At 38.5% G+C, this 20695-nt stretch carries 16 protein-coding genes, 1 tRNA gene and 2 pseudogenes; 10 read left to right on the plus strand and 9 right to left on the minus strand.

Annotated elements, in window-relative coordinates; translation table 11 throughout:
- Window positions 1-16: 16 nt before the first annotated feature.
- Window positions 17-2149 carry a helix-turn-helix domain-containing protein gene (locus EIY84_RS01215; protein WP_124639663.1) on the minus strand — a complete coding sequence of 711 codons (2133 nt, stop codon included), beginning with the start codon at window positions 2147-2149 and terminating at the stop codon, window positions 17-19.
- A 75-nt stretch (window positions 2150-2224) separates the two neighbouring features.
- On the opposite strand from EIY84_RS01215, the gene EIY84_RS01220 reads away from it, so the two are divergent.
- The gene (locus EIY84_RS01220) at window positions 2225-3241 is read left to right on the plus strand and encodes a nucleoid-associated protein (RefSeq protein WP_124639665.1); all 1017 of its coding nucleotides are present in this window, start codon (window positions 2225-2227) and stop codon (window positions 3239-3241) included.
- Window positions 3242-3285: 44 nt separating this feature from the next.
- Here EIY84_RS01220 and EIY84_RS01225 read toward each other — a convergent pair.
- The 3 genes and pseudogenes from EIY84_RS01225 to gldB form a co-directional block, all read right to left on the minus strand.
- Window positions 3286-4440, minus strand: a pseudogene (locus EIY84_RS01225) (cystathionine gamma-synthase); the annotation flags it as partial.
- Between the two features lie 10 nt (window positions 4441-4450).
- Entirely contained in the window at window positions 4451-4777 is a 327-nt protein-coding gene (gene gldC, locus EIY84_RS01230) for a gliding motility protein GldC (protein WP_124639669.1), read from the minus strand.
- 31 nt (window positions 4778-4808) lie between these two features.
- Window positions 4809-5789 (minus strand): gliding motility lipoprotein GldB, encoded by a 981-nt coding sequence (gene gldB / locus EIY84_RS01235; RefSeq protein WP_124639671.1) that lies wholly within the window; start codon window positions 5787-5789, stop codon window positions 4809-4811.
- A gap of 305 nt (window positions 5790-6094) precedes the next feature.
- Between gldB and EIY84_RS01240 the strand changes: the two genes are divergently transcribed.
- The 4 genes from EIY84_RS01240 (at window position 6095) to EIY84_RS01255 (ending at window position 7880) form a co-directional block, all read left to right on the plus strand.
- Window positions 6095-6167: transfer RNA gene (locus EIY84_RS01240), tRNA-Phe, on the plus strand.
- Between the two features lie 76 nt (window positions 6168-6243).
- Window positions 6244-7032 (plus strand): NAD(+) synthase, encoded by a 789-nt coding sequence (gene nadE / locus EIY84_RS01245; RefSeq protein ID WP_124639673.1) that lies wholly within the window; start codon window positions 6244-6246, stop codon window positions 7030-7032.
- Window positions 7033-7047: 15 nt separating this feature from the next.
- Complete coding sequence (locus EIY84_RS01250; protein WP_124639675.1) at window positions 7048-7575, plus strand: ribonuclease domain-containing protein; 528 nt, start codon at window positions 7048-7050, stop codon at window positions 7573-7575.
- Between the two features lie 11 nt (window positions 7576-7586).
- Window positions 7587-7880: a barstar family protein gene (locus EIY84_RS01255; RefSeq protein ID WP_124639677.1), complete on the plus strand. Its 294-nt coding sequence runs from the start codon at window positions 7587-7589 to the stop codon at window positions 7878-7880.
- A gap of 57 nt (window positions 7881-7937) precedes the next feature.
- Here the strand turns inward: EIY84_RS01255 and pafA are convergent, their stop codons facing one another.
- The gene (pafA, locus tag EIY84_RS01260) at window positions 7938-9578 is read right to left on the minus strand and encodes an alkaline phosphatase PafA (RefSeq protein ID WP_124639679.1); all 1641 of its coding nucleotides are present in this window, start codon (window positions 9576-9578) and stop codon (window positions 7938-7940) included.
- A 97-nt stretch (window positions 9579-9675) separates the two neighbouring features.
- On the opposite strand from pafA, the pseudogene lptB reads away from it, so the two are divergent.
- The 4 genes and pseudogenes from lptB to EIY84_RS01280 form a co-directional block, all read left to right on the plus strand.
- Window positions 9676-10401, plus strand: a pseudogene (gene lptB, locus EIY84_RS01265) (LPS export ABC transporter ATP-binding protein); the annotation flags it as partial.
- Between the two features lie 352 nt (window positions 10402-10753).
- Window positions 10754-11323: a cob(I)yrinic acid a,c-diamide adenosyltransferase gene (locus tag EIY84_RS01270; RefSeq protein ID WP_124639683.1), complete on the plus strand. Its 570-nt coding sequence runs from the start codon at window positions 10754-10756 to the stop codon at window positions 11321-11323.
- 31 nt (window positions 11324-11354) lie between these two features.
- Complete coding sequence (locus tag EIY84_RS01275) at window positions 11355-11975, plus strand: thiamine diphosphokinase (protein ID WP_124639685.1); 621 nt, start codon at window positions 11355-11357, stop codon at window positions 11973-11975.
- A gap of 90 nt (window positions 11976-12065) precedes the next feature.
- Window positions 12066-13457 carry a type III PLP-dependent enzyme domain-containing protein gene (locus tag EIY84_RS01280; RefSeq protein ID WP_124639687.1) on the plus strand — a complete coding sequence of 464 codons (1392 nt, stop codon included), beginning with the start codon at window positions 12066-12068 and terminating at the stop codon, window positions 13455-13457.
- Between the two features lie 72 nt (window positions 13458-13529).
- Here EIY84_RS01280 and EIY84_RS01285 read toward each other — a convergent pair whose 3' ends face one another.
- The 4 genes from EIY84_RS01285 to EIY84_RS01300 all read right to left on the minus strand — a co-directional run bounded on the left by EIY84_RS01285 (window position 13530) and on the right by EIY84_RS01300 (window position 17599).
- On the minus strand, window positions 13530-13766 hold the full coding sequence (locus EIY84_RS01285) for a NifU family protein (protein ID WP_124639689.1): 237 nt from the start codon (window positions 13764-13766) through the stop codon (window positions 13530-13532).
- Between the two features lie 41 nt (window positions 13767-13807).
- Window positions 13808-14911, minus strand: a complete 1104-nt coding sequence (locus tag EIY84_RS01290) for an Mrp/NBP35 family ATP-binding protein (protein WP_124639691.1) — start codon at window positions 14909-14911, stop codon at window positions 13808-13810.
- A gap of 77 nt (window positions 14912-14988) precedes the next feature.
- Window positions 14989-15729: a hypothetical protein gene (locus EIY84_RS01295; protein WP_124639693.1), complete on the minus strand. Its 741-nt coding sequence runs from the start codon at window positions 15727-15729 to the stop codon at window positions 14989-14991.
- Entirely contained in the window at window positions 15698-17599 is a 1902-nt protein-coding gene (locus tag EIY84_RS01300) for a metallophosphoesterase family protein (protein ID WP_124639695.1), read from the minus strand. Before EIY84_RS01300 ends, EIY84_RS01295 begins: the two co-directional genes overlap by 32 nt.
- 221 nt (window positions 17600-17820) lie before the next feature.
- Here EIY84_RS01300 and EIY84_RS01305 point away from each other — a divergent pair, with 221 nt between their 5' ends.
- Window positions 17821-20649: a GH92 family glycosyl hydrolase gene (locus EIY84_RS01305; RefSeq protein ID WP_124639697.1), complete on the plus strand. Its 2829-nt coding sequence runs from the start codon at window positions 17821-17823 to the stop codon at window positions 20647-20649.
- Window positions 20650-20695 lie beyond the last annotated feature (46 nt).

Raw genomic sequence — 20695 nt, forward strand, 5'->3', positions numbered from 1 at the left:
TTTGCAAAGATACGGTTTATGAATGATTTTTCTTGTGGTCCAGGTAGGTCCATAGCAATCTAATTTCACCATAATCAAAATCGTTCGGGAGGTTAGATTTCCAGTCGTTGAGGTTGTCGTATTGTTGGTCTTGATATTTTTTTTTGAAAACATCAATTTTTTCTTTGGTGATGATTCTTTTCAGGTCAGCCATTTCCAGTGTTCCTGCTTCAGCAAACTTAGAGAAATGACCAATAATTGTTGTGTTCAAAACTCCTCTTTCTTTGGCAATTTCGGAGATGGATTTTCCTTCCTGGAAGAGCCTCCAAGTAACGATGTGTGTCGGTATTTTTACCGTTTTACTCGTGCTTTCTTGTTTTTCTTCTTCCTTAATGAGTGGTTTTTCTAATAAATAAAGGTCTTTTATGTTGTCCATGTAGTCCACCAAATCGTCCAAGATGGTTTTCAGTTCTTCGTTGTAGCCTTTCATGCCTTTTACACCTTTGGTTTCGGCATAGAGATCTTTGAGTGGGACAAATATTTTTTCTCGGGTATTTTTCAGGAAAAACTGTGCTGCGCCTGTGGCTTTATTTTCTATTTCTGTCCAGTTCTCTTCACCGATCGTATATTTTTGAACTTTTTGTAAAAGTATTTTTTCAAATTTTACAAAAATAGTATTTAGGTTTTCACTCTCGGCTTTTAAGGTGGTGTACATGTTTTGCACCTTCACTTTGTCCGGAAGTTGGGCATTTCTGGTATGGAGGTTCCATTCGTCAATAGCGTTTTTCAACCAAGAGCAATTGATTTTTAGCAGTACTTTTTGGATGGCAAAATCGTATTTTTCGGCTTCTAATATTTCATCAATCTTATCGTTTGCATTGGTTTCTTCTTGAAAGTTTTCTACTCTATGGTCGCTAAAGATGACTTCTGGGGTGATTTTGGATTTCAGAACAATGCCTTCCAAAGTCCTGCATCGGGAAAGCGCTACATAGACCTGTCCAGAGGCAAAAGAGCTGCCTGCATCAATAATCAATCGGTCAAAAGTTAGCCCCTGAGATTTATGTATGGTTACCGCCCAAGCCAAACGGATGGGGTATTGTTCGAAACTTCCTACGACTTCTTCTTCAATTTTTTTGTCTTTTCCAAGTGTGTATTTTTTGTGTTCCCAAACTTCTCTTTTCACTTGGTATTCTTCGGTATGGTTTTCAATTCTTACCCAAACTTCATGTTCTTCAATACGGGTGATCTCTGCCAATTTTCCGTTGTAATATTTTCTTTCGCCACTGGCATCGTTTCGGATAAACATCACTTGGGCGCCGCATTTTAATTCTAGAGTTTCCTCATTGGGATATTGGCTTTCCTTAAATTCGCCATGTACTTTTGCATGATACAATCTCGATTTCCCAGGAAGCTCTTTTATTTTTTTTTGATTAATGTCGTCCGCCATTCTGTTGTGAGAGGTAAGATAGACATACGCTTCATCTTTGGGTTCAAATTGTGGGTCGTATCTTTTGTTCAGTTCATCAAAATCTATTTCATAAGGATTTCCTTCCCGAATGGCATTGAGTATTTTCAGGAATTTTTCATCGGTCTGTCGATATACTTTTGTGAGTTCAACGGTTATTAAAGGAGTTTCTTTAAGTGCCAAGCTATCAAAAAAGAAGGGTGAGTTGTAATACATTTTTAAGATGTTTTCGTCCCTTACCACGGGCGGAAGCTGTTGCAGGTCGCCGATGAAAAGCATTTGTACGCCTCCAAATTTTTGCTGATTTCTCCTCACGGTTCTCAAGGCAAAATCCATCATGTCCAAAACATCGGCACGAAGCATGGAAACCTCGTCTATGATGATGATCTCGATCTCTCGTAACAATTTTTTCTTGTCTTTTCTGTACCTGAAATGCTGTACAAGATCCACAATGTTATTTCCAAGATTGCTGTCCACCCTTTCCAAAGTGGGCAAGAACGGTCGCAGCGGCAATCCAAACATGGAATGTATGGTTACGCCACCTGCATTGATGGCTGCAATCCCTGTAGGTGCAACCACAATGTGTTTTTTTCTAGTTTTCGACACGAAATCGTTCAGGAAAGTGGTCTTTCCGGTACCGGCTTTTCCGGTTAAAAAAATACTTCTGTTGGTTTGTTCGACAAGATTGAAAAGTGAGGCATTCATTTTTCAAAATTAAGTATTATTTTCTTCTTTGTCGATTTGAAATTCTATTTTTGCATTTCTAAAATTCTAAAAAAAATGATATCAAAAATAGTTGTACATAAAGTTGGTAACAAAATCAATCAGGAAGGTTTGTTCTTGTCCAACGAAGAGCTGAAGTTGGACGAAGAAATGTTGGAAGTTCTGGAGAATTACTTTCTTTCCGGCTTCAAATCCGAAGAGCAATTCCAATTTTACAGAGATTCTTATCTTGCCAACAATGTGGTGTACGGTGCCGTAAGCGAAATTTTTGAAGATCAGGCGAAGTTTCTTTGGGAAAGCGAAACCATTGCAAAGCATCTTTTTGAAATTGCTGAAAACCCAAGAGTTAGCGGAGGAGAGATTTTTGTAATTTTCTTTGAAGGTGAAGAAAGTGACGCCGGAAAAATTGATAAAATAGGCATCTTTAAAACCGAAAAAAAGGAAATGTTCCTAAAAGTGAATGCCAATGATAACGACGGCTACGATCTGGATAAAGATTTCGGAATAGGTCTATCCAAGCCCGACAAAGGGGTGATGATCTACAACAACGACAAGGAAACGGGATTTGTACTTTCTGTGTACGATAACAATAAGTCCGGTGATATCTATTATTGGTATGAAGACTTCTTGAAAGTAAAACAGAGAGACGATGATTATTTTCATACTCAAGAAACACTGACGGTGTACAAAGATTACATCACCAAGCAATTGCCTCAAGAATTTGAAGTTTCTAAAGCCGATCAGGCGGAATTTCTAAATAAATCTCTGAATTATTTCAAAGAAAAAGAACAGTTTGATTTTGATGATTTCTCTAAAACCGTGCTGCAAGACGAACATGTTATTGAGAGTTTTGGGAATTTTAAATCCGATTACGAACAAGAAATGCAGGTGGCTCTTTCTGAAGATTTCCCGATCCATCAAACGGCGGTTAAAAAACAACAGAGACATTTTAAATCCATCATCAAATTGGATAAAAACTTCCACATCTACATTCATGGTGATCGCAAAATGCTGGAAACCGGACAGGATGATAAAGGAAAATACTACCGTCTTTATTTTGAAGAAGAACAATAAAAAGCATAAAAAAATCCCGAATAATTCGGGATTTTTTATTGTACTTATGCTTTCAAAGCGTTGTCGATGTCTGTAAGAAGGTCTTCGATATCTTCGATACCAACACTTAGTCGTACCAAATCATCGGTGATCCCAATCTCGGCTCTTTTTTCAGCCGGGATAGAGGCGTGGGTCATCAAAGCAGGATGGTTGGCCAAAGACTCAACTCCACCAAGACTTTCTGCCAAAGTGAAAACTTTTAGATTTTCTAAAAACTTGATGGCATCTTCTTTTTTACCGGAACGGAAAGTGAAAGTAACCATGCCGCCGAAACCATTTCTCATTTGGCTTTTCGCCAATTCGTGTTGTGGGTGGTTGCTAAGTCCTGGGTAAATGACTTCTTTGATCATTGGGTGGTTCTGTAAAAACTCAGCTACTTTTAGTCCATTTTCGGAATGTCTTTGCATTCTAATCGCCAAAGTTTTTATTCCTCGCAGAGCCAAATACGAATCGTGAGGGCCCAAAATTGCACCGCTGGCAAACTGTATAAAATGCAATTGCTCGCCCAATTCAGGGGTTTTAGCAATTAATGCTCCAGCAATAATATCCGAATGTCCGCCAATGTATTTTGTAGCCGAATGCATTACGATGTCAGCACCCAGATCCAAAGGGTTTTGTAGGTACGGCGAAGCAAAAGTGTTGTCCACAGCTACTAAAATTCCTTTACCGCTCACAGCTTGGCAAACCGCCTTGATGTCTATGAGTTTCATCAAAGGATTGGTTGGGGTTTCTAACCAGATCAGCTTGGTTTTGGCCGTAATTTTTTCGGTGATGTTCTCGGTGTTTTCCATATTTACAAAATGGAATTTCAGCTGATATTTTTCAAAAAGCCTAACGAACATTCTGTAAGAACCACCATAAAGGTCGTCGCAAGCGATTACTTCATCGCCCGGGTTTAGTAATTTTAAAACACAATCGATGGCCGCCAAACCGGATCCGAAAGCCAAACCTCTGGCTCCGTTTTCTATGCTTGCCAAGGCATCTTCCAAGGCTTGTCTTGTTGGGTTTGCAGCTCTGGAATATTCATATCCCGAATGTTCGCCGGGAGATTTTTGTGCAAAAGTCGAGGTTAAAAATAAAGGAACATTGACCGCCCCGGTTACGGCTTCGTGGTGTTGTCCACCGTGTATAACTTTGGTATTGAATTTCATTTTTTTTTGTTTTTTTGAATTATATTCTGATGGCTGATTTTATGGCAAATTCATTGGCCATTTCTTCCAACCACAATGCGACATCTTCTTCGCCGGAAGCTCTTTGGTAAGTTTGTCCCAAAGAAACGATGGATTGGTGGATGAACATTTTCATTTGATCGAGTGGCATATCTTTAGTCCAAAGGTCGATTCTTAGGGCTTCCATGGTTTTGTCGTCCCAAACGGAAATCATGGCCGATTTGGTTTCTTCATTTTTTACACCGCTGTCTTCGGCATTCCAAGTTAGTTTTTCTGGGATATGGTTGTCATCAAGTTCTACATTGATGGTGATGGTGGTTTGTCTCATTGTATTATAGGTATGTTAAGGATTGTTTGTATTAATTTTTAGGTTTGTATTCGCTTTCGTTGAATATTTTTGTAGAGTCCATGGACAATAAATCGGTCAACTTGGTTTCTGGGTGTTTTTCCAAAAACTTTTTACAGATTTGCCATCCGATAAAAATTCCCACTTGAGGCGAAGATTTATTGTCGATTTCTGTATAAAATTTAGAAAAAGGACTTTGTAGGATGAATCGCTCTTCCAATCGGGGATCGTCGCCAAAGACCATGTTGTTTTCAACAAAATAATTCCAAATATTGACTTCGTTGGCTTGTGACCATTCGTACTGTTTTTCGGTATAGTTCATTTTCAAATGCTCTGCAGTCGTTGGTAAAAAAGCATCTTGAAGCAACATGATTTTACCTTGATAGATCATCTGATCGATGAATTTCATGTGGTTTTTGTTGGCGGGAACAATATTTTGTGCGAAAACCAATGAGGTTTTTGGGACAATGTTCTCAGGATTCATGGATTTTTGCAAATATTTTTCATATCCGTCGTAATGCGGGTTTCCTTCGCCCATAAAAGCCGAAATATCGATGAACACCATGTTGGCTTCGGGTTGGTAAAAAATAGGATCGTCCAACGCTTGCAAGCCGGATGAGTAAATGAAGACTTTTGGACTTTTGAATTTCGGAAAATAATGCTGGATGTGGGAGAATAGATCGGCCAATCCCGCATTCAACTTGTTGAGGTCTATTTTTGTCAATGCTTTTTTATAAACTTCAATTTCCTTGGCGTCCGTTCTTCGTTTAGAAAAATCTTCATCGCTTACCGTTCCTTGAAACCAAGGATATTGGGATTTAAACTGTTCTAAACCCATGTTGGGATCAAAAAAATCTTTAGAAATATCGACCAATTCTACTTTGGAAATGGGCTTCTTTATTTCGACTTGCCAATTGTTTTGCTTTTCTTTTTCACAAGAAATCAATCCTAAGGTTAGAGCAGTTGCAAGGGCAAGGTTTCTGAAAATCTTCATTTTATACGAGTCAAATTTTAGTATGCAAAAGTAAGCAATAATCGCGGCATCCTCAATTATTTGTAAGGTGATTTTGAATATTTTTGTGGGAATGTTTTTGTTTTTGTTAAAAAGTCTAAATTGATTTTAGCTTGTGTTAATGTTCAGTTTTTCAGGATCTTATAAGTGTTTCTTTCGCGGTTGTGAAAGTGAAGCCTAATCGGGGTTGACAAATAATTTGATATTTTTTCGAAAAGCATTTGCAAGATATAAAACAAAAGCCTACTTTTGCACCACAATACTTCTGAAGTGTTGTTTACCAAAAAGGTTTCTTAGCTCAGTTGGTAGAGCAACGGATTGAAAATCCGTGTGTCCCTGGTTCGATTCCTGGAGAAACCACTTTTGATCCGCATTGATTTTTCGATGCGGATTTTTTTTGTTTATTTTTGTCCTTCAAATTCATACAAATTCTAAGATGCAAGAAAAAAAAATAATAGATAAAATTGTTGTTTGGTTAAAGGAATATGCCGAAATAGCTCGTGTAAAAGGTTATGTTATTGGGGTTTCTGGTGGGGTGGATTCCGGAGTGGTTTCCACACTTTGTGCCATGACGGGTTTAGAGGTTTTGGCAATAGAAATGCCGATTCGTCAAAAAAAAGATCAGGTAGATCGTGCGCAAAAACACATGGAGTGGTTGGCGGATCGTTTTCCGAATGTAACAACACGATCCGTAAGTTTGGATGCCCCTTTTGAAGCTTTTTATTCGACCCTAGCACAGGAGAATGATCATCTGTCGCAACAAAATCTTTCTTTGGCCAATACCAGAAGTCGTTTGAGGATGCTTACGCTTTATTATTTTGGTCAGATCCACGGACTTTTGGTGTGCGGAACGGGAAATAAAGTGGAAGATTTTGGCATCGGATTCTATACCAAATACGGTGATGGTGGTGTCGATGTATCGCCCATTGGAGATCTGTATAAAACCGAAGTGTACGCCTTGGCAAGAGCTCTTAATCTTATTGATGACATCCAAAATGCGATACCGACCGACGGATTGTGGGATGCCGAAAGAACCGATGAAAACCAAATTGGTGCGACCTATCCTGAGCTGGAAAAAATTCAAAAAGAATGGGGACTGAAATCCGAATCGGATTATTCGGGTCGTGATTTAGAAGTTTACAAAATATTTAAACGAATGAATGCTGCGGCACAACATAAAATTAATCCCATTCCGGTTTGTGATATTCAGGAAGATTGGAGGTAATACAAATTTATAAACATGAACGATAAGATTAAAAATTATTTCATCCTTTTCGTTGGGATTGTACTCGGTTTGGGAATTATGTTTTTTTTCAAAACCTATAAAATTGAAAAAAGAACGGAGCAAATCACTCAAAAAGTAGGGAATACTTTTGAATATCCAGAAAAAAAGGTTGAGAATAAGCAGGTAAATTATAAGGGTAATAATTCTGAAAACGCAGACATTACCGCACTTACCCAAGAAAATGTTGTGGTGGACTATGTAAAAGAAAATCATGAATTGCCGAACTATTATATCAAAAAATCCGAAGCCAGAAGTCGTGGTTGGGTACCTTCTCAAGGAAACTTGTGCGAGGCAGTACCTGGGAAAGCCATAGGCGGGGACAAGTTCAGCAATCGTGAAGGTCAACTTCCAAAAGGAGTTCAGTATTTTGAAGCCGATTTGAATTATATTTGCGGCAGAAGACAGACCGATCGCATGGTCTATACCAAATCGGGTGATGTTTGGGTGACCCACGATCATTATAAAACTTTTGAAAAGAAATAATAATAAATAAAATGAGTGTAAATACCGTTTATATTGACTTTGTAGATCTAGGCGATTATGAAGATTTTTACGATCAACTGAAATCCAAATTGACTCTGCCGAAGGATTTTGGTGATAATCTGGATGCCCTCTACGACAGCCTCACCGGTTTTGTCGAATTGCCTTTGCATATAGAATTTGTCAACCTTTCTGTGGAGCAGTTGGAGATTTTTGAGGACTTACTGACCACTTTGGAAGATGCTGAAGATGAGTTGGAGGATTTTTCATTTTCGTATTATTTGGAGCAATACGAAGACGAAGATTAGTACAAAAAAATCCATCTCGATGTTTCAGAGATGGATTTTTTTTGTTGTTGAGAAGTTTTATTTGCCCAAAACCTCGACAATTGGGTTTCCTATATTTCCACTTGGAAATTGAATTTTTAACAAGGCCGAAACGGTTGGTGCAATATCGGTCATGTTATATTCTCTATTGCTTTCACCTTGTTTTACTCCTGTTCCCATGAATATTAATGGGATGTGAGCGTCGTAAGAATTCCAAACGCTGTGCGTGGTTCCGGTTTTAGAATATGAAGGGAGCATATTGTCTCTGGTGATGATCTGGATGTCACCACTTCTGATCCTGTTCAGTCCGTTGATGACTCTTTCTTTGATCGGTTGAGGGACAGTGGTTTCTTGCACTTCATTGGCATCAATTACAAAAAGGAAGTCCGGTCTTTTTTCCAACTCGGAAATCGTGAATTTTTTAATCTTTTCTAGATCCAATTGGTGGTCACTAATTACTTTTCTGTCAAAGTACACTTGGTAGTTTTGTGATGAGTTGATGATTTTCTCAACCCCAAATTTTTCTTTCAAAACGGCATTCAAATTCTTTTTCATGTCTTCTTCAAAAAATCCGGTTGGTATTTTGTGTTCTTCCAAAAAGCCTACAGAATGAGCTCCACCATGGTCTGCAGATAAGAAAACGGTGTATTGTCCTTTGCCAACTTTAGCATCCAAATGGTTGAAGAAATCCTTCAGATCTCTATCCAATCTTAGATATACATCTTCAACTTCAATAGAGTTGGGTCCAAATTTATGCCCCGCATAATCGGTAGAAGCAATGTTGATGGCCAAGAAATCGGTAATGTTGTCCTGTCCCAATTGTTCACCGGTTATAGATGCTTCGGCCAATTTCAAAGTGAGTGTACTGCCAAAAGGAGTTGCTCGTATTTCGCCTTTTTTCTTTTGGAAATCTTGTGCCAGGTTGTTGTAAGGGAAAGTAGGAGTTTTTGCCGATCCTAATAGTCCTTCCCACGAAGAATTGTCCGGAGAACTTTCTGTATATTGTTGGATGGGCAAAAGGGTGTTCCAACCGTTTGCGACTAATTTTGTTGGCAAATCTTGTTGGTTGAATTGTTGTACCCATTTGGGCAGCTCGTTCATGTAATAAGAGCTGGTTACAAAATTCCCACTGGTGTCATCGTACCAAAATGCTCCATTGGGATTGTGTCCGGCTGGCAAAATGGAGGCGCGATCTTTAAGAGAAACTCCAATAACTTTTGCTTGGAAGTTGGTGCCCAATCTCAATTGATCCGTAACCGTTGTGCTCCATAGATTTCTTGGAGAATGCTTGCCAACCTTGTCGCTGCTGGTACCAACGGGAAGTACGGTTTCGTCGGTAGTGCAGTACATGTTTTTTCCGGTTTGCTTGTCCACCCAATCGTTTCCTGCAATGCCGTGTATGGCGGGTACAGATCCTGTGTATATCGAGGTGTGTCCAATAGCGGTAACGGTTGGTACATAGTTGATGTGTACATTGTTCAAGGAGAAACCTTCGTTCAGTAATCTTTTAAAACCGCCGTCACCAAATTTTGAATAATATCGATGGAGGTAGTCCCAACGCATTTGGTCAATGACCAATCCTACAACCAATTTGGGTTGTTCTGAAGTAGTGTTTTTTTGAGCAAAAACGGGCGTTGTAGCCAATAATGCTAATGCGGCTATTCCTATTTTCTTAAACATAAGCTGTGAAATTATAAAAGCAAAAGTAGTTTTTATTTTTTTTGAATGTATTTTTTTTATGTGAATAGTTCATTACGATTTATTTATCTTTGCCCTTATGATATTAAGAGGAGAGAATTTAATAAAAGAATACGGTCCCAAAAAAGTAGTAAAAGGTGTTTCTGTTGAGGTAAAACAAGGCGAAATCGTTGGTCTGCTCGGTCCGAACGGAGCTGGGAAAACCACCTCGTTTTACATGATCGTGGGTTTGGTGAAACCGACTTCTGGAAAAATTTTTTTAGACAATAAAGACATCACTCAAGATGCCATGTATCGCCGAGCTCAAAATGGGATAGGTTATCTGGCACAGGAAGCTTCCATTTTTCGAAAACTATCGGTGGAAGAAAATATCATGGGAGTTTTACAATTGACCAAGCTTTCCAAAAAAGATCAACAACGCAAATGTGACGAGCTGATCGAAGAATTTTCCCTTCAGCATGTTAGAAAAAACCGTGGCGATTTGCTCTCTGGTGGAGAAAGAAGAAGAACGGAAATTGCGAGATGTTTGGCAACGGATCCCAGTTTCATACTTTTGGATGAACCTTTTGCCGGTGTAGATCCCATTGCTGTAGAAGATATTCAGAAAATTGTACGAAGCCTAACGGATAAAAATATCGGTATCCTAATCACCGACCACAATGTGCAACAGACCTTGGCTATCACCCATAAAACCTACATCATGTTCGAAGGTCGAATTCTAAAAGAAGGTGCACCACGAGAGTTGGCAAACGACCCACAGGTGCGTGAGGCGTATCTGGGAGAAAATTTCGTGTACCAAGATATTTTGAACAAACCCAAGAAAAAACATTTTGTGTACCAAGTTTGGGGTGGGAATTTCGAGGCCAAAACTCATTTTCAAGAATTCGTAAATGAAAATTTTGAAAATAAAGAGCAATTGAGATTGCTTTATGGCTTTGATGAAATTGGCTTTGCCTCGCTAGGGAATTCTGAAATTGAAAAAGTATTTTCAGAAGAAATCGATAAAAACGCCTACAACTCGTTTGTATTACTTAAAAAAGAAATTAATGCTCAGTACAGTTTGGACGATGCCCGAACAGAAGCTCAACAACAAAGTGCCGAAGCATTAAAATACTTAACCACTTATTCTTTCGAAGGATAATTTATTACAAAATAATATGAAAATATACACCAAGACCGGCGACAAAGGCCAAACTTCTTTATACGGTGGGACCCGAATTTCTAAAGCGTCTGCAAGGGTAGAAGCTTACGGAACCATTGATGAGCTTAATGCGTTTATCGGCGTAGCAAAAAGCCAAATCGAAAGCGAAGAAACCATTAAGCAACTGAAAAAAATTCAGTTCGACTTGTTTACTGTAGGTTCCGAGTCGGCAACTCCAGCGGATAAACTGATGTTGGCCAATGGAAAATCGAGATTGCCTTTGGTGATTTCTGAAAAAGAAATTGAAGAGTTGGAAGTCTGGATGGACGAGATGGAAGCTCAACTGGAGCCGTTGCAATATTTTATTTTGCCCGGTGGTGGAAAGGCGGCAACAGCACTTCATGTTTCCAGAACCGTATGCCGTAGAGCCGAAAGGGCTTTGGTTTTCTTGAACGAATCCGAAGAATTGAGACCGGAATTGGTGAAATACCTGAACCGACTTTCGGATTATCTTTTTGTTTTGGGACGATTTGTTTCTAAAAATCAGAGCGAGCCTGAAGAGTTCTGGAATCCCAACCAACGCTAATTTTTCCTTAAAAATTCTTGTTTTTTTATAAATGAAAAAGTACCTGCTTTTTATCAACGGTCAACCGCCGAATGTACTTCCAAACTGTGAATTGTACGACGGTGTAGGCTGTTCGGACGGAGCTTTTCATTATTTAAAAGAAAAAAACTTTCCTTTAGAAAAATTGGATTTTATTTCCGGCGATTTCGATTCGCATTCCGGAATCGACGATGGCATCTATCAAGAAAAATTCATACACACGCCCGATCAAAATAAAACCGATTTTGAAAAGTCATTGGAAATTATCCTGGAAAACGGAGGTTCAGAAGTTGTCGTTTATGGAGGCAGTGGCGGCGAGATGGATCATTATTTAGGAAATCTGCATGTGGCTCTGAAAATGAAGTCCAAGCTGAAAATTTATTTTGTTGATGAGTTTTCTAACTATTTTTTTGCTGAAAAAACAACGATGCTGAATGATGTTGAAGGCAAAATGATTTCACTTTATCCTTTTCCGAAAGCCCAAAAGGTAAAGTCTCTGGGACTTCAGTGGGAATTGGATGCCGAAGATCTGGATCTGTCTTCCAGGATTGGGATTAGGAACCGTGCACTACAGCATGTTGTTTGTATAGAATATCAATCCGGTGAACTTTTGATTTTTCAAAGTCACAACTAAGAAATAAACACCAATAATTTGGTGTTATTTTTTTAAGAAAAAATCAAACTTTTTTAGCAATTTTGCAGTCTAAAATTTTTTATCCGTATAATGAAAATTAAATACTCAGAATTAATCGACCAAACCCTTTATTTTCCAACAGAAGAGTTTGATGTTGCCGAGCACAAATTACAATTTCATGGCATTCCGTTGATGGATGTCGTCGAAAAATTTGGAACCCCTCTGAAATTTAATTATCTACCCAAAATCTCCATGAACATCAATCGTGCAAAAGCATGGTTCAAGGAGGCTTTTGAAAGAAACGATTACAAAAAAAGCTATCGCTATTGCTATTGTACCAAATCCAGCCACTTTAAATTTGTATTGGATGAAGCTCTAAAAAATGACATTTCCATAGAGACCTCTTCGGCTTTCGATATGGACATTGTGAAATCTTTGTACGATGAGGGTAAAGTCGATAAATCGATAGAAGTAATTTGTAACGGTTTCAAAACCGATGATTATTTAACCAAAATCTCTAACCTGATCAACAGCGGATTCGAGAACATTACTCCGATTATCGATAATTACAGAGAGTTGGATAAGCTAACGGAAAGCATCGATTCTACCTTTGATATTGGGATCAGAATAGCATCTGAGGAAGAACCAAAATTCGAATTTTATACCTCGAGATTGGGAATTGGATACAAAGACATCATCCCGTATTATTCTCAGAAAATTGCAGAGCATCCCAATGCAAGACTCAAAATGTTGCATTTCTTCATCAATACCGGTATCAAAGACACCGCGTATTATTGGAACGAGTTGTACAAATGTCTTCGTGTGTATGCCCGTTTAAAGAAAATTGCTCCAGAGGTGGATTGTCTGAATATTGGTGGAGGTTTTCCTATTAAAACATCGCTTAATTTCGATTATGATTACCAATATATGGTGAATGAAATTGTGATGCAAATTAAAAAATTCTGCGAAGAAGAAGGAGTGGATGAACCGAACATCTACACCGAATTTGGAAGTTTTACTGTGGGCGAATCTGGAGGGCATCTCTATAAAATTATTTCTCAAAAAAGACAAAACGATAGAGAAAAATGGAACATGATCGACTCGTCTTTTATGACCACATTGCCGGATACTTGGGCAATTTCCAGACACTTCATCATGCTTCCGCTCAACCGTTGGGACGATACTTACGAAAGGGTGTTTTTAGGTGGATTGACTTGTGACTCCGACGATTATTACAACTCCGAGCAGCACACCAATGCGATTTATCTACCGGTGTTCAACGATACAAAACCTTTGTACATCGGGTTTTTCCATACGGGAGCCTATCAGGAAACCATCAGCGGATACGGCGGTGTGCACCATTGCTTGTTGCCGCAACCCAAACACATCCTCATTGATAAGGACGAAAATGGTGAGTTTGTCTATACGGTTTTCCGTGAAGAGCAAAAGCCAGAAGATGTTTTGAAACTTTTGGGATACTAAGGTTATCCAATAACATAAAATCCACATTCGAACGGAATGTGGATTTTTGTTTATGGGAAAATAGATTGTTTTTTACTCAACATTTATTACTTCTGTAATTTCCGGGACAAATTGTTTAACGGTGTTTTCAACCCCCAATTTCATGGTCGAAAAACTCATCGGACAACCGTTGCAATTGCCAATTAATTTTACAAAAACTTTATTGTCCTTTACTTCAATCAATTCAATATCGCCTCCGTCGTTGTGTAGAAAAGGACGGATGGATTCTAAAGCTTCTAATACTTTGGTAACTGTTTCTTCGTGGTTCATGTCGTAATAAATGAAATTCTAAAAATTCGTCAAAAATAAGATTATTTTTTTGGAGAGCATCCTGCCATGGTCGTAATTTTTACGGCTTCGGTAGGTGGCAGGTTGTTGTTTCTCTCTACCAAGCTGGCGACTAAGTTTTGGGCCGTTTGGTAATAGATTTCACTTATTTTTGAATCTTCTTGCAAAGCTGCCGGTCTTCCAACATCACCCGCCTCACGGATGCTTTGGATGATTGGGATTTCGCCCAAAACAGGGATGTTTAAATCGTTTGCCATGTTTTGTGCACCTTGGTTACCAAAAATATAATACTTATTATTTGGCAATTCTTCAGGTGTGAAATAAGACATGTTTTCGATAAGTCCCAAAACAGGGATATGAATGCTTTCCATGGTGAACATGGCAATACCTTTTCTAACATCGGCCAAGGCAACATGTTGTGGTGTAGATACAATTACTGCACCGGTCACAGGAACTTCTTGGATGATGGATAGGTGGATATCACCTGTACCTGGAGGCAGGTCGATCAATAAGAAATCCAACTCGCCCCAATGTGCATCTCTGATCATTTGGTTCAATGCTTTTGAAGCCATGGGTCCTCTCCAAACTACAGCTTGGTTGGCTCCGGAAAAATAGCCTATAGAAAGCATTTTCACGCCATAATTTTCTACAGGTTCCATCAAGTTTTTGCCGTTTACTTCTACCGACAAAGGTCTAGATCCTTCGGTATCCAACATGGTTGGGATGGACGGTCCGTAGATGTCGGCATCCAATAATCCAACTTTGAAGCCCATTTTGGCAAGGGTCACAGCCATATTGGTTGCAACGGTAGATTTTCCTACACCTCCTTTTCCGGACGCAATCGCAATGATGTTTTGTATTCCTGGGATTTGTTTTCCTTTAATCTGATTTTGTTGAACTTGACTGGGTTCTGGAGAAACGATTTTTATTTTCAAGTTTACTTGCTCTCCGAATTCCGAAGCAAAAGCTTGTTTCATGGCTACTTCTAGTTTTTTCTTCTCGTGCATGGCAGGCGAATGTGCCGTCATGTCGATGTAAACTTCGTTGCCCATAATTTGTAGATTGTTCACCAGATCGTCCACTTCAATTTCTTTCAGAAATTCTTGAACTTTTATTTTTGTAAGCATGATTTAATGGTATAAAAAAAATGAAGTACAAAAATACGGTTTTTATTTAATTTAGAATGAATAAAAGTAAGACTATTTTATCTGAAATAATTCATGAATGGTATTTTAGGACTTAAAATATCACTGGATTTCATCAGCCAAGAAGTGGAAAAGAAGAACAATGCAGTGGACTCGAAAATAATGGTAGAGTATTTGACCAAAATGCTATTTGGATGGTCTTTTTCGGTGACGATGAAGCTGAAGAAAGCGATCAGTGCAATGCTGAGCAATATACCTATGCCGCAAATTCTGTAGTACATGTTTCTGTTTTTTTTCTTGTCCATATCTTCGGTGCTTGCTTCCGAAATGTCTTCGTCTGATTTCTGAAAAAAGGAAAGGCAAAAAATAGAAAAAGAAAGGAATAAACAAAAGGCACAAGCGAAATGTACAATGTTCATCCAATCCCTGTAAAAAGGATCAAAAATACTAAGATATTCATTGCCTTCATAGCCGTTGAGTTTGGTCGGGAATGCAGCTACACCGATGGCAAATGCTCCAGATAAATTAGAAACGCGGTTCTCCCAGCGATCTTTTCCTCTGTAGGTGAGAAATAATCCTCCCATAATGCATAGGGAACCTACAAAAATAATGTGTCCAAAACTGTAATAGTAATGGCTGATACTGATCTTGAATACTTTAGAATCACCTAAGATAAAAGTAGTTAGTATCAATAAAAAAGTGAGTAAAAAGCCAAGTAATCCTATAAACATTCGGAGTTGTTTGTACGAGATTACACTGTCGTGGTGATCATGATTGTTGGGTTGGGCTTGTGGTTTCATGGTGTTTAATTTTTATGGTTTCTATTAGCTTTAGGTTGTCTTTGTAGTTGTTGAAGTGTTTTTTTAGAAATGTGTCGTGTCCATTTTCATCAAAAGTGGTTTCTTCAGACATCTGTTTTTGTAGGTCTTTGGGATTGTTTTTTTTGATGAGATTTAACCATTGATATTGTTCCTTAATTCCGAAAACATAAAGTGTAATTTCGTCCTTGGTGATTTTGAATTTTATAAAATTTCTATAACCTTCTTGAATTTTTCCCGATGAAATTTCAGTAACATGAAGTCCGTAAAAGCGATAACTGAGATAAAAATAAACCCCCATCAAAAAAGCTTGTATCAAGGCGGGAATTACCCATTGAATAATAAATAACCCGAATTTTGGATTGCAATCGGGAAGGATAAAATCCGTGTCGAAAAGATTTAAATGAAAAATACTTGATACGACAGAACAAACAATAAAAAGTGATGCGTATAAAATTTTATTATGTCTTCGTTCCAAATCCGAAGGTTCAGGGTTGGCAACTTGAACGACCGTTAGCGTTAAAATAGCCGGAACCATGAAAATACTGATGATCTCAATTGCAATATTGTCTGTGAATGAATGGATATAAATGGCGATCAAAGAGAAAAATAAAATGAGAGAGGTAAATTTGTAATTTTTAATGAAAAATAATAGATTGTAACCGATGAACTTGTCTGAAACTTCTTTGGAAGGGTATCGTTTTTTAAGGTCGTAGGGAATGTATTCTGTGGTCGAGTTTCCTAATTTAGGAAGTATAATCTCTTCTTTCAAAAATCCAGTAACATGCCCAAAAGCACCACCACCACCGGAAGCGATGTAATGTTTGACATCGGTTTTATGATTCGGGGAACGCAATTCATAATGAGAATAATGATGGATGTCGCCTGTGATTACAATGTCAAATTCTACTTCGGTATCGTAAGCCTTGTTGTTATTAATCACCGTTCGCATGACTTTCACAAAATAGTCGATGCTGTCCATTCTCTGTCTTCGTTTTTTGAAATCCTTGGCTTCAAAGGCGTACCAATACGGTTCGGCAACCAACAGTATGATATGATGAGTAGAACCGATTTTGCATAAATTTTCAATGTATTTTTTAAAATATTCCATTTGAGGAAGATCCAAATCTCCTTTCAATTGATTGTCCAAACCAAAAAGGTGATGGTTGAAGCCCAAATGATAGGCAAAATAGCTCCTGTTTTGTATGGTTTTGTAATTTCCAATGATGTTTTGTTGCGCCATCATACGATAGAATGCGGTGAGCCCATCGTACCAATCGTGGTTGCCAGGAACAGCCAGTAAATAAGGAGCCGATTCTCTGGATTTTGATGGGAAAACAAATCGTATAGGCCCTTTGAAGCGGTCTCCATAATTTTTGTCCGAACCGTCAGGATAGACCAGATCTCCACCAATCACCAAGGCATCACCCGGTTTTAGATTTACTCCCAGATTTTTGCTAAAATGGGATCGGGTAAGGTGATAAAATACGGATGTGGTTGTATCGAATCCGTCTCCGGTATCGGCAATAAAATCCAGCCAATATTCATCAGGATGGCTTCTTTTGTCAAAGATTTCGTTGAAATTATCTTTGCCAAAATTGGCTTGAACTTCTCTTTTATCAATGACAGAAAGAATGTCACTGGACAAAGAAACTCGTCTGAAAGTATTGATGAGGCCTTGAAAATCGAACCAATGAACGGGTTTTTGTGGACTGAAATAATACGGGTATTTTTGTTCGTGATCCCTGAAAATTGTGATTTGTTTAGCGTTTTTAGGAATGAAAATTTCAAGAGCATGAGGAATTAAAAAGCCCAGCGCTATGAAGATGAGTAAGATCGTAAAAGTAATCATGGTGGTTTAGTTTTTAGCAGTTGAGTGTTCTTATGTCATGGCGTATTGTTTGTTGTTTTTGAAATCATTACATCAAATTTAGTTAAAATAATTAATAATAAATAGCAAGATGTTGAATATTTTTAATTGTTAATTGGTGATTGTAGGCGGGTCTGTTTTTTATAATTGTTCAAATAATAAATGCGTATTTTTGAGAATTTTAAAATTCTTTTTTCATCATTATGAAAAACATACTACTTTCAAGTGTTTTAATTTCTGGTTTGTTTTTTGGCCAGAATTACTCAAAATATGTCAATCCCATGATTGGGACCGGAGGACATGGACATACTTTTCCCGGAGCTACAGTACCTTTTGGCATGGTCCAACTTTCTCCAGATACCCGTATCGATGGCAGTTGGGACGGTTGCAGCGGATACCATTATTCGGATTCTATAATTTATGGGTTTTCTCATACCCACCTGAACGGAACCGGTGTTTCGGATTATGGCGATGTGATGTTGATGCCTACCATGGGAAAACCTAATTTTCAGCCACAGAATTACTCGTCGGCATTCTCTCATCAACAAGAAAAAGCCAGTGCAGGATTTTATTCTGTAAAATTATTGAAAAACGATATCGATGTCCGATTGACCAGCACCACAAGAGTGGGCTATCATGAATATACCTACAACCAATCGGGGCAAGGGAATGTCATTTTGGATCTTAACCACCGTGATGAGGTGCTGGAAGGTGAAGTGAAAATTTTAGACGACAAAACCGTTGAGGTTTTCCGAAGAAGTAAAGCGTGGGCAGAAAATCAATTCGTATATGCCAGAATAGAGTTTTCAAAACCCATGAAGTTCTCAGATCTTGCATCCAACGGTGAGAAAACCGAAACCCTAGCCAATACCAGTTTGCCTAACCAAAAAACCGTGACCATCAACGGAAAAAAAATAGCATTGGCTTTTTCTTCGGATATGAAAAAAGGGGAGAAGTTGTTGGTGAAAGTCTCTATTTCTCCGGTTTCTTACGAAGGTGCAAGAAAAAATATGTTGGCAGAAGGTAGCAGCAATTCTTTTGATGAAATCCATAAAAAAGCCGAACAACTTTGGGATAAAGAACTCGCCAAAATAGAGGTGAAGTCTGAGGATAACGACAAGAAAACCATTTTCTACACAGCGATGTATCATGTTTTTACCCAGCCCAATACCTATTTTGATGTAGACAGAAAATACCGTGGTCGGGACAATAAAATCCATACCGCTGATGGTTATGATTATTACACCGTATTCTCCCTTTGGGATACTTTCCGTGGTGCTCATCCTTTGATGACCCTCATCGACAAAAAAAGAACCACCGACTTCATCAATACTTTCATAAAACAATTTGAACAAGGTGGGAGACTACCAGTTTGGGAATTGGCAGCCAATGAAACCGAGTGCATGATTGGTTATCATGCCGTTCCCGTAATTGCCGATGCCATGGCGAAAGGGATAAAAGGTTTTGATTACGAATTGGCTTTTAAAGCTTCAAAAAATTCGGCCATGCTCAATATTTTTGGTTTGGATGCGTATAAAAAAAACCTCTTCATCTCCATAGATGACGAGCACGAAAGCGTTTCCAAAACTTTGGAGTACGCCTACGACGATTGGTGTATTGCGCAAATGGCTCAGATGTTGGGCAAGAAAGAAGACTATGAGTACTTCATGAAGAGGTCTCAGAGTTGGAAAAATTTGTACAATCCCAAAACAGGATTTATGCAAGCCAGAAAAAACGGATCTTGGCTAGAGCCTTTTGATCCACGAGAGGTGAATAATAATTTTACTGAAGGCAACTCTTGGCAATATTCCTTTTTTGTGCCTCAGGATATTTCTGGGCTCATCAATGCTCACGGTGGCAAAAAGAATTTTGAGGACTTTTTAGATGCCTTATTTTCTGCTCCAGAAAAAACCACAGGCCGGGAACAAGTTGATATCACAGGACTTATCGGTCAGTATGCACACGGAAACGAACCGAGTCACCACATTGCCTACCTCTATAATTTTGTAGGAAAACCTGAAAAAACCGATGCCAAAATAAAATACATTTTGGATAATTTTTACAAAAATACTCCGGATGGATTGATCGGAAATGAAGATTGTGGACAGATGTCTGCGTGGTACATCTTAAGCTCCATGGGGATATACAGCGTAACGCCAGGAAAACCAGAATGGGAAACGACCGTGCCGTATTTTGATGAAGTTAAAATTAATTTTGAAGACGGTACTTCGACCATCATCACGAAAAATACTCCAAAATCTGATCTTAAAAAACTCGGCTTCCAAAATGTTCAAGCTTTGCAACCACTGCCGTATACAGCATTGGTGCCGACTCCGGTGGTGAAATCCAAGCAACTTTTTGATTTTGAATCTAAAGTGGAAATAGAAGCGCTGAACCCTAAGGATAAAGTGTTTTATCAACTGACTGAAGGTGAGAAGAATTCAGATTTTAAACCGTACAAAAAACCATTTACCATCAACAAAACAACGAAGGTGACGGCTTTCTCAGAAAATAAAGGCAGAAAAAGTACTTTGGACGAAGCGGTGTTTTACAAAAGACCCAACAATTGGGATATAGAGGTTTCTTCAATTTTTGTAGCTCAGTACCACAACGGTGGTTTTAAATCGTTAATTGACGGAATAAGAGGAACCGAAAACTGGAGAAAGGGCGAGTGGCAAGGATATCAAGGGCAGGATTTTGAAGCGGTAATCGACATGAAAACGCAAAAAAACATTCACGAAATTTCATCCTCATATCTTCAGGACAGCAGATCTTGGATTTTGATGCCGAGAAAAGTAGAGTATTATGCTTCTTCGGACAACAAAGATTTCTTCTTGATTGCAACAGTCGAAAATACAGATGTTAAGCCTGAAGATACCCAATCTCAGGTAAAAGATTATACCGCGAAAGTATTGCCGACCACTGCAAAATATATTAAAGTGAAAGCCTATAATTTTGGGACTTTGCCCGATTGGCATGTGGGAGCAGGAAACCAATCGTATATTTTTATCGATGAGATTTCTGTAAAATAATTTGGATTTTATCCCATAAAAAAGCTCTATTTTCTGATGAAAGTAG

The sequence above is a fragment of the Amniculibacterium aquaticum genome (assembly GCF_003852705.1).
Lineage (GTDB): Bacteria > Bacteroidota > Bacteroidia > Flavobacteriales > Weeksellaceae > Amniculibacterium > Amniculibacterium aquaticum.

What these genes read in the sequence shown, in the direction of transcription:
- EIY84_RS01275 (WP_124639685.1), top strand. Translation starts at nt 11,355, where the DNA reads ATGAAAAAGTACCTGCTTTTTATCAACGGTCAACCGCCGAATGTACTT.
- pafA (WP_124639679.1), bottom strand. Translation starts at nt 9,578, where the DNA reads ATGTTTAAGAAAATAGGAATAGCCGCATTAGCATTATTGGCTACAACG.
- nadE (WP_124639673.1), top strand. Translation starts at nt 6,244, where the DNA reads ATGCAAGAAAAAAAAATAATAGATAAAATTGTTGTTTGGTTAAAGGAA.
- EIY84_RS01295 (WP_124639693.1), bottom strand. Translation starts at nt 15,729, where the DNA reads ATGAAACCACAAGCCCAACCCAACAATCATGATCACCACGACAGTGTA.
- EIY84_RS01285 (WP_124639689.1), bottom strand. Translation starts at nt 13,766, where the DNA reads ATGAACCACGAAGAAACAGTTACCAAAGTATTAGAAGCTTTAGAATCC.
- EIY84_RS01255 (WP_124639677.1), top strand. Translation starts at nt 7,587, where the DNA reads ATGAGTGTAAATACCGTTTATATTGACTTTGTAGATCTAGGCGATTAT.
- EIY84_RS01220 (WP_124639665.1), top strand. Translation starts at nt 2,225, where the DNA reads ATGATATCAAAAATAGTTGTACATAAAGTTGGTAACAAAATCAATCAG.
- EIY84_RS01215 (WP_124639663.1), bottom strand. Translation starts at nt 2,149, where the DNA reads ATGAATGCCTCACTTTTCAATCTTGTCGAACAAACCAACAGAAGTATT.
- gldB (WP_124639671.1), bottom strand. Translation starts at nt 5,789, where the DNA reads ATGAAGATTTTCAGAAACCTTGCCCTTGCAACTGCTCTAACCTTAGGA.
- EIY84_RS01290 (WP_124639691.1), bottom strand. Translation starts at nt 14,911, where the DNA reads ATGCTTACAAAAATAAAAGTTCAAGAATTTCTGAAAGAAATTGAAGTG.
- EIY84_RS01300 (WP_124639695.1), bottom strand. Translation starts at nt 17,599, where the DNA reads ATGATTACTTTTACGATCTTACTCATCTTCATAGCGCTGGGCTTTTTA.
- EIY84_RS01305 (WP_124639697.1), top strand. Translation starts at nt 17,821, where the DNA reads ATGAAAAACATACTACTTTCAAGTGTTTTAATTTCTGGTTTGTTTTTT.
- EIY84_RS01250 (WP_124639675.1), top strand. Translation starts at nt 7,048, where the DNA reads ATGAACGATAAGATTAAAAATTATTTCATCCTTTTCGTTGGGATTGTA.
- gldC (WP_124639669.1), bottom strand. Translation starts at nt 4,777, where the DNA reads ATGAGACAAACCACCATCACCATCAATGTAGAACTTGATGACAACCAT.
- EIY84_RS01280 (WP_124639687.1), top strand. Translation starts at nt 12,066, where the DNA reads ATGAAAATTAAATACTCAGAATTAATCGACCAAACCCTTTATTTTCCA.
- EIY84_RS01270 (WP_124639683.1), top strand. Translation starts at nt 10,754, where the DNA reads ATGAAAATATACACCAAGACCGGCGACAAAGGCCAAACTTCTTTATAC.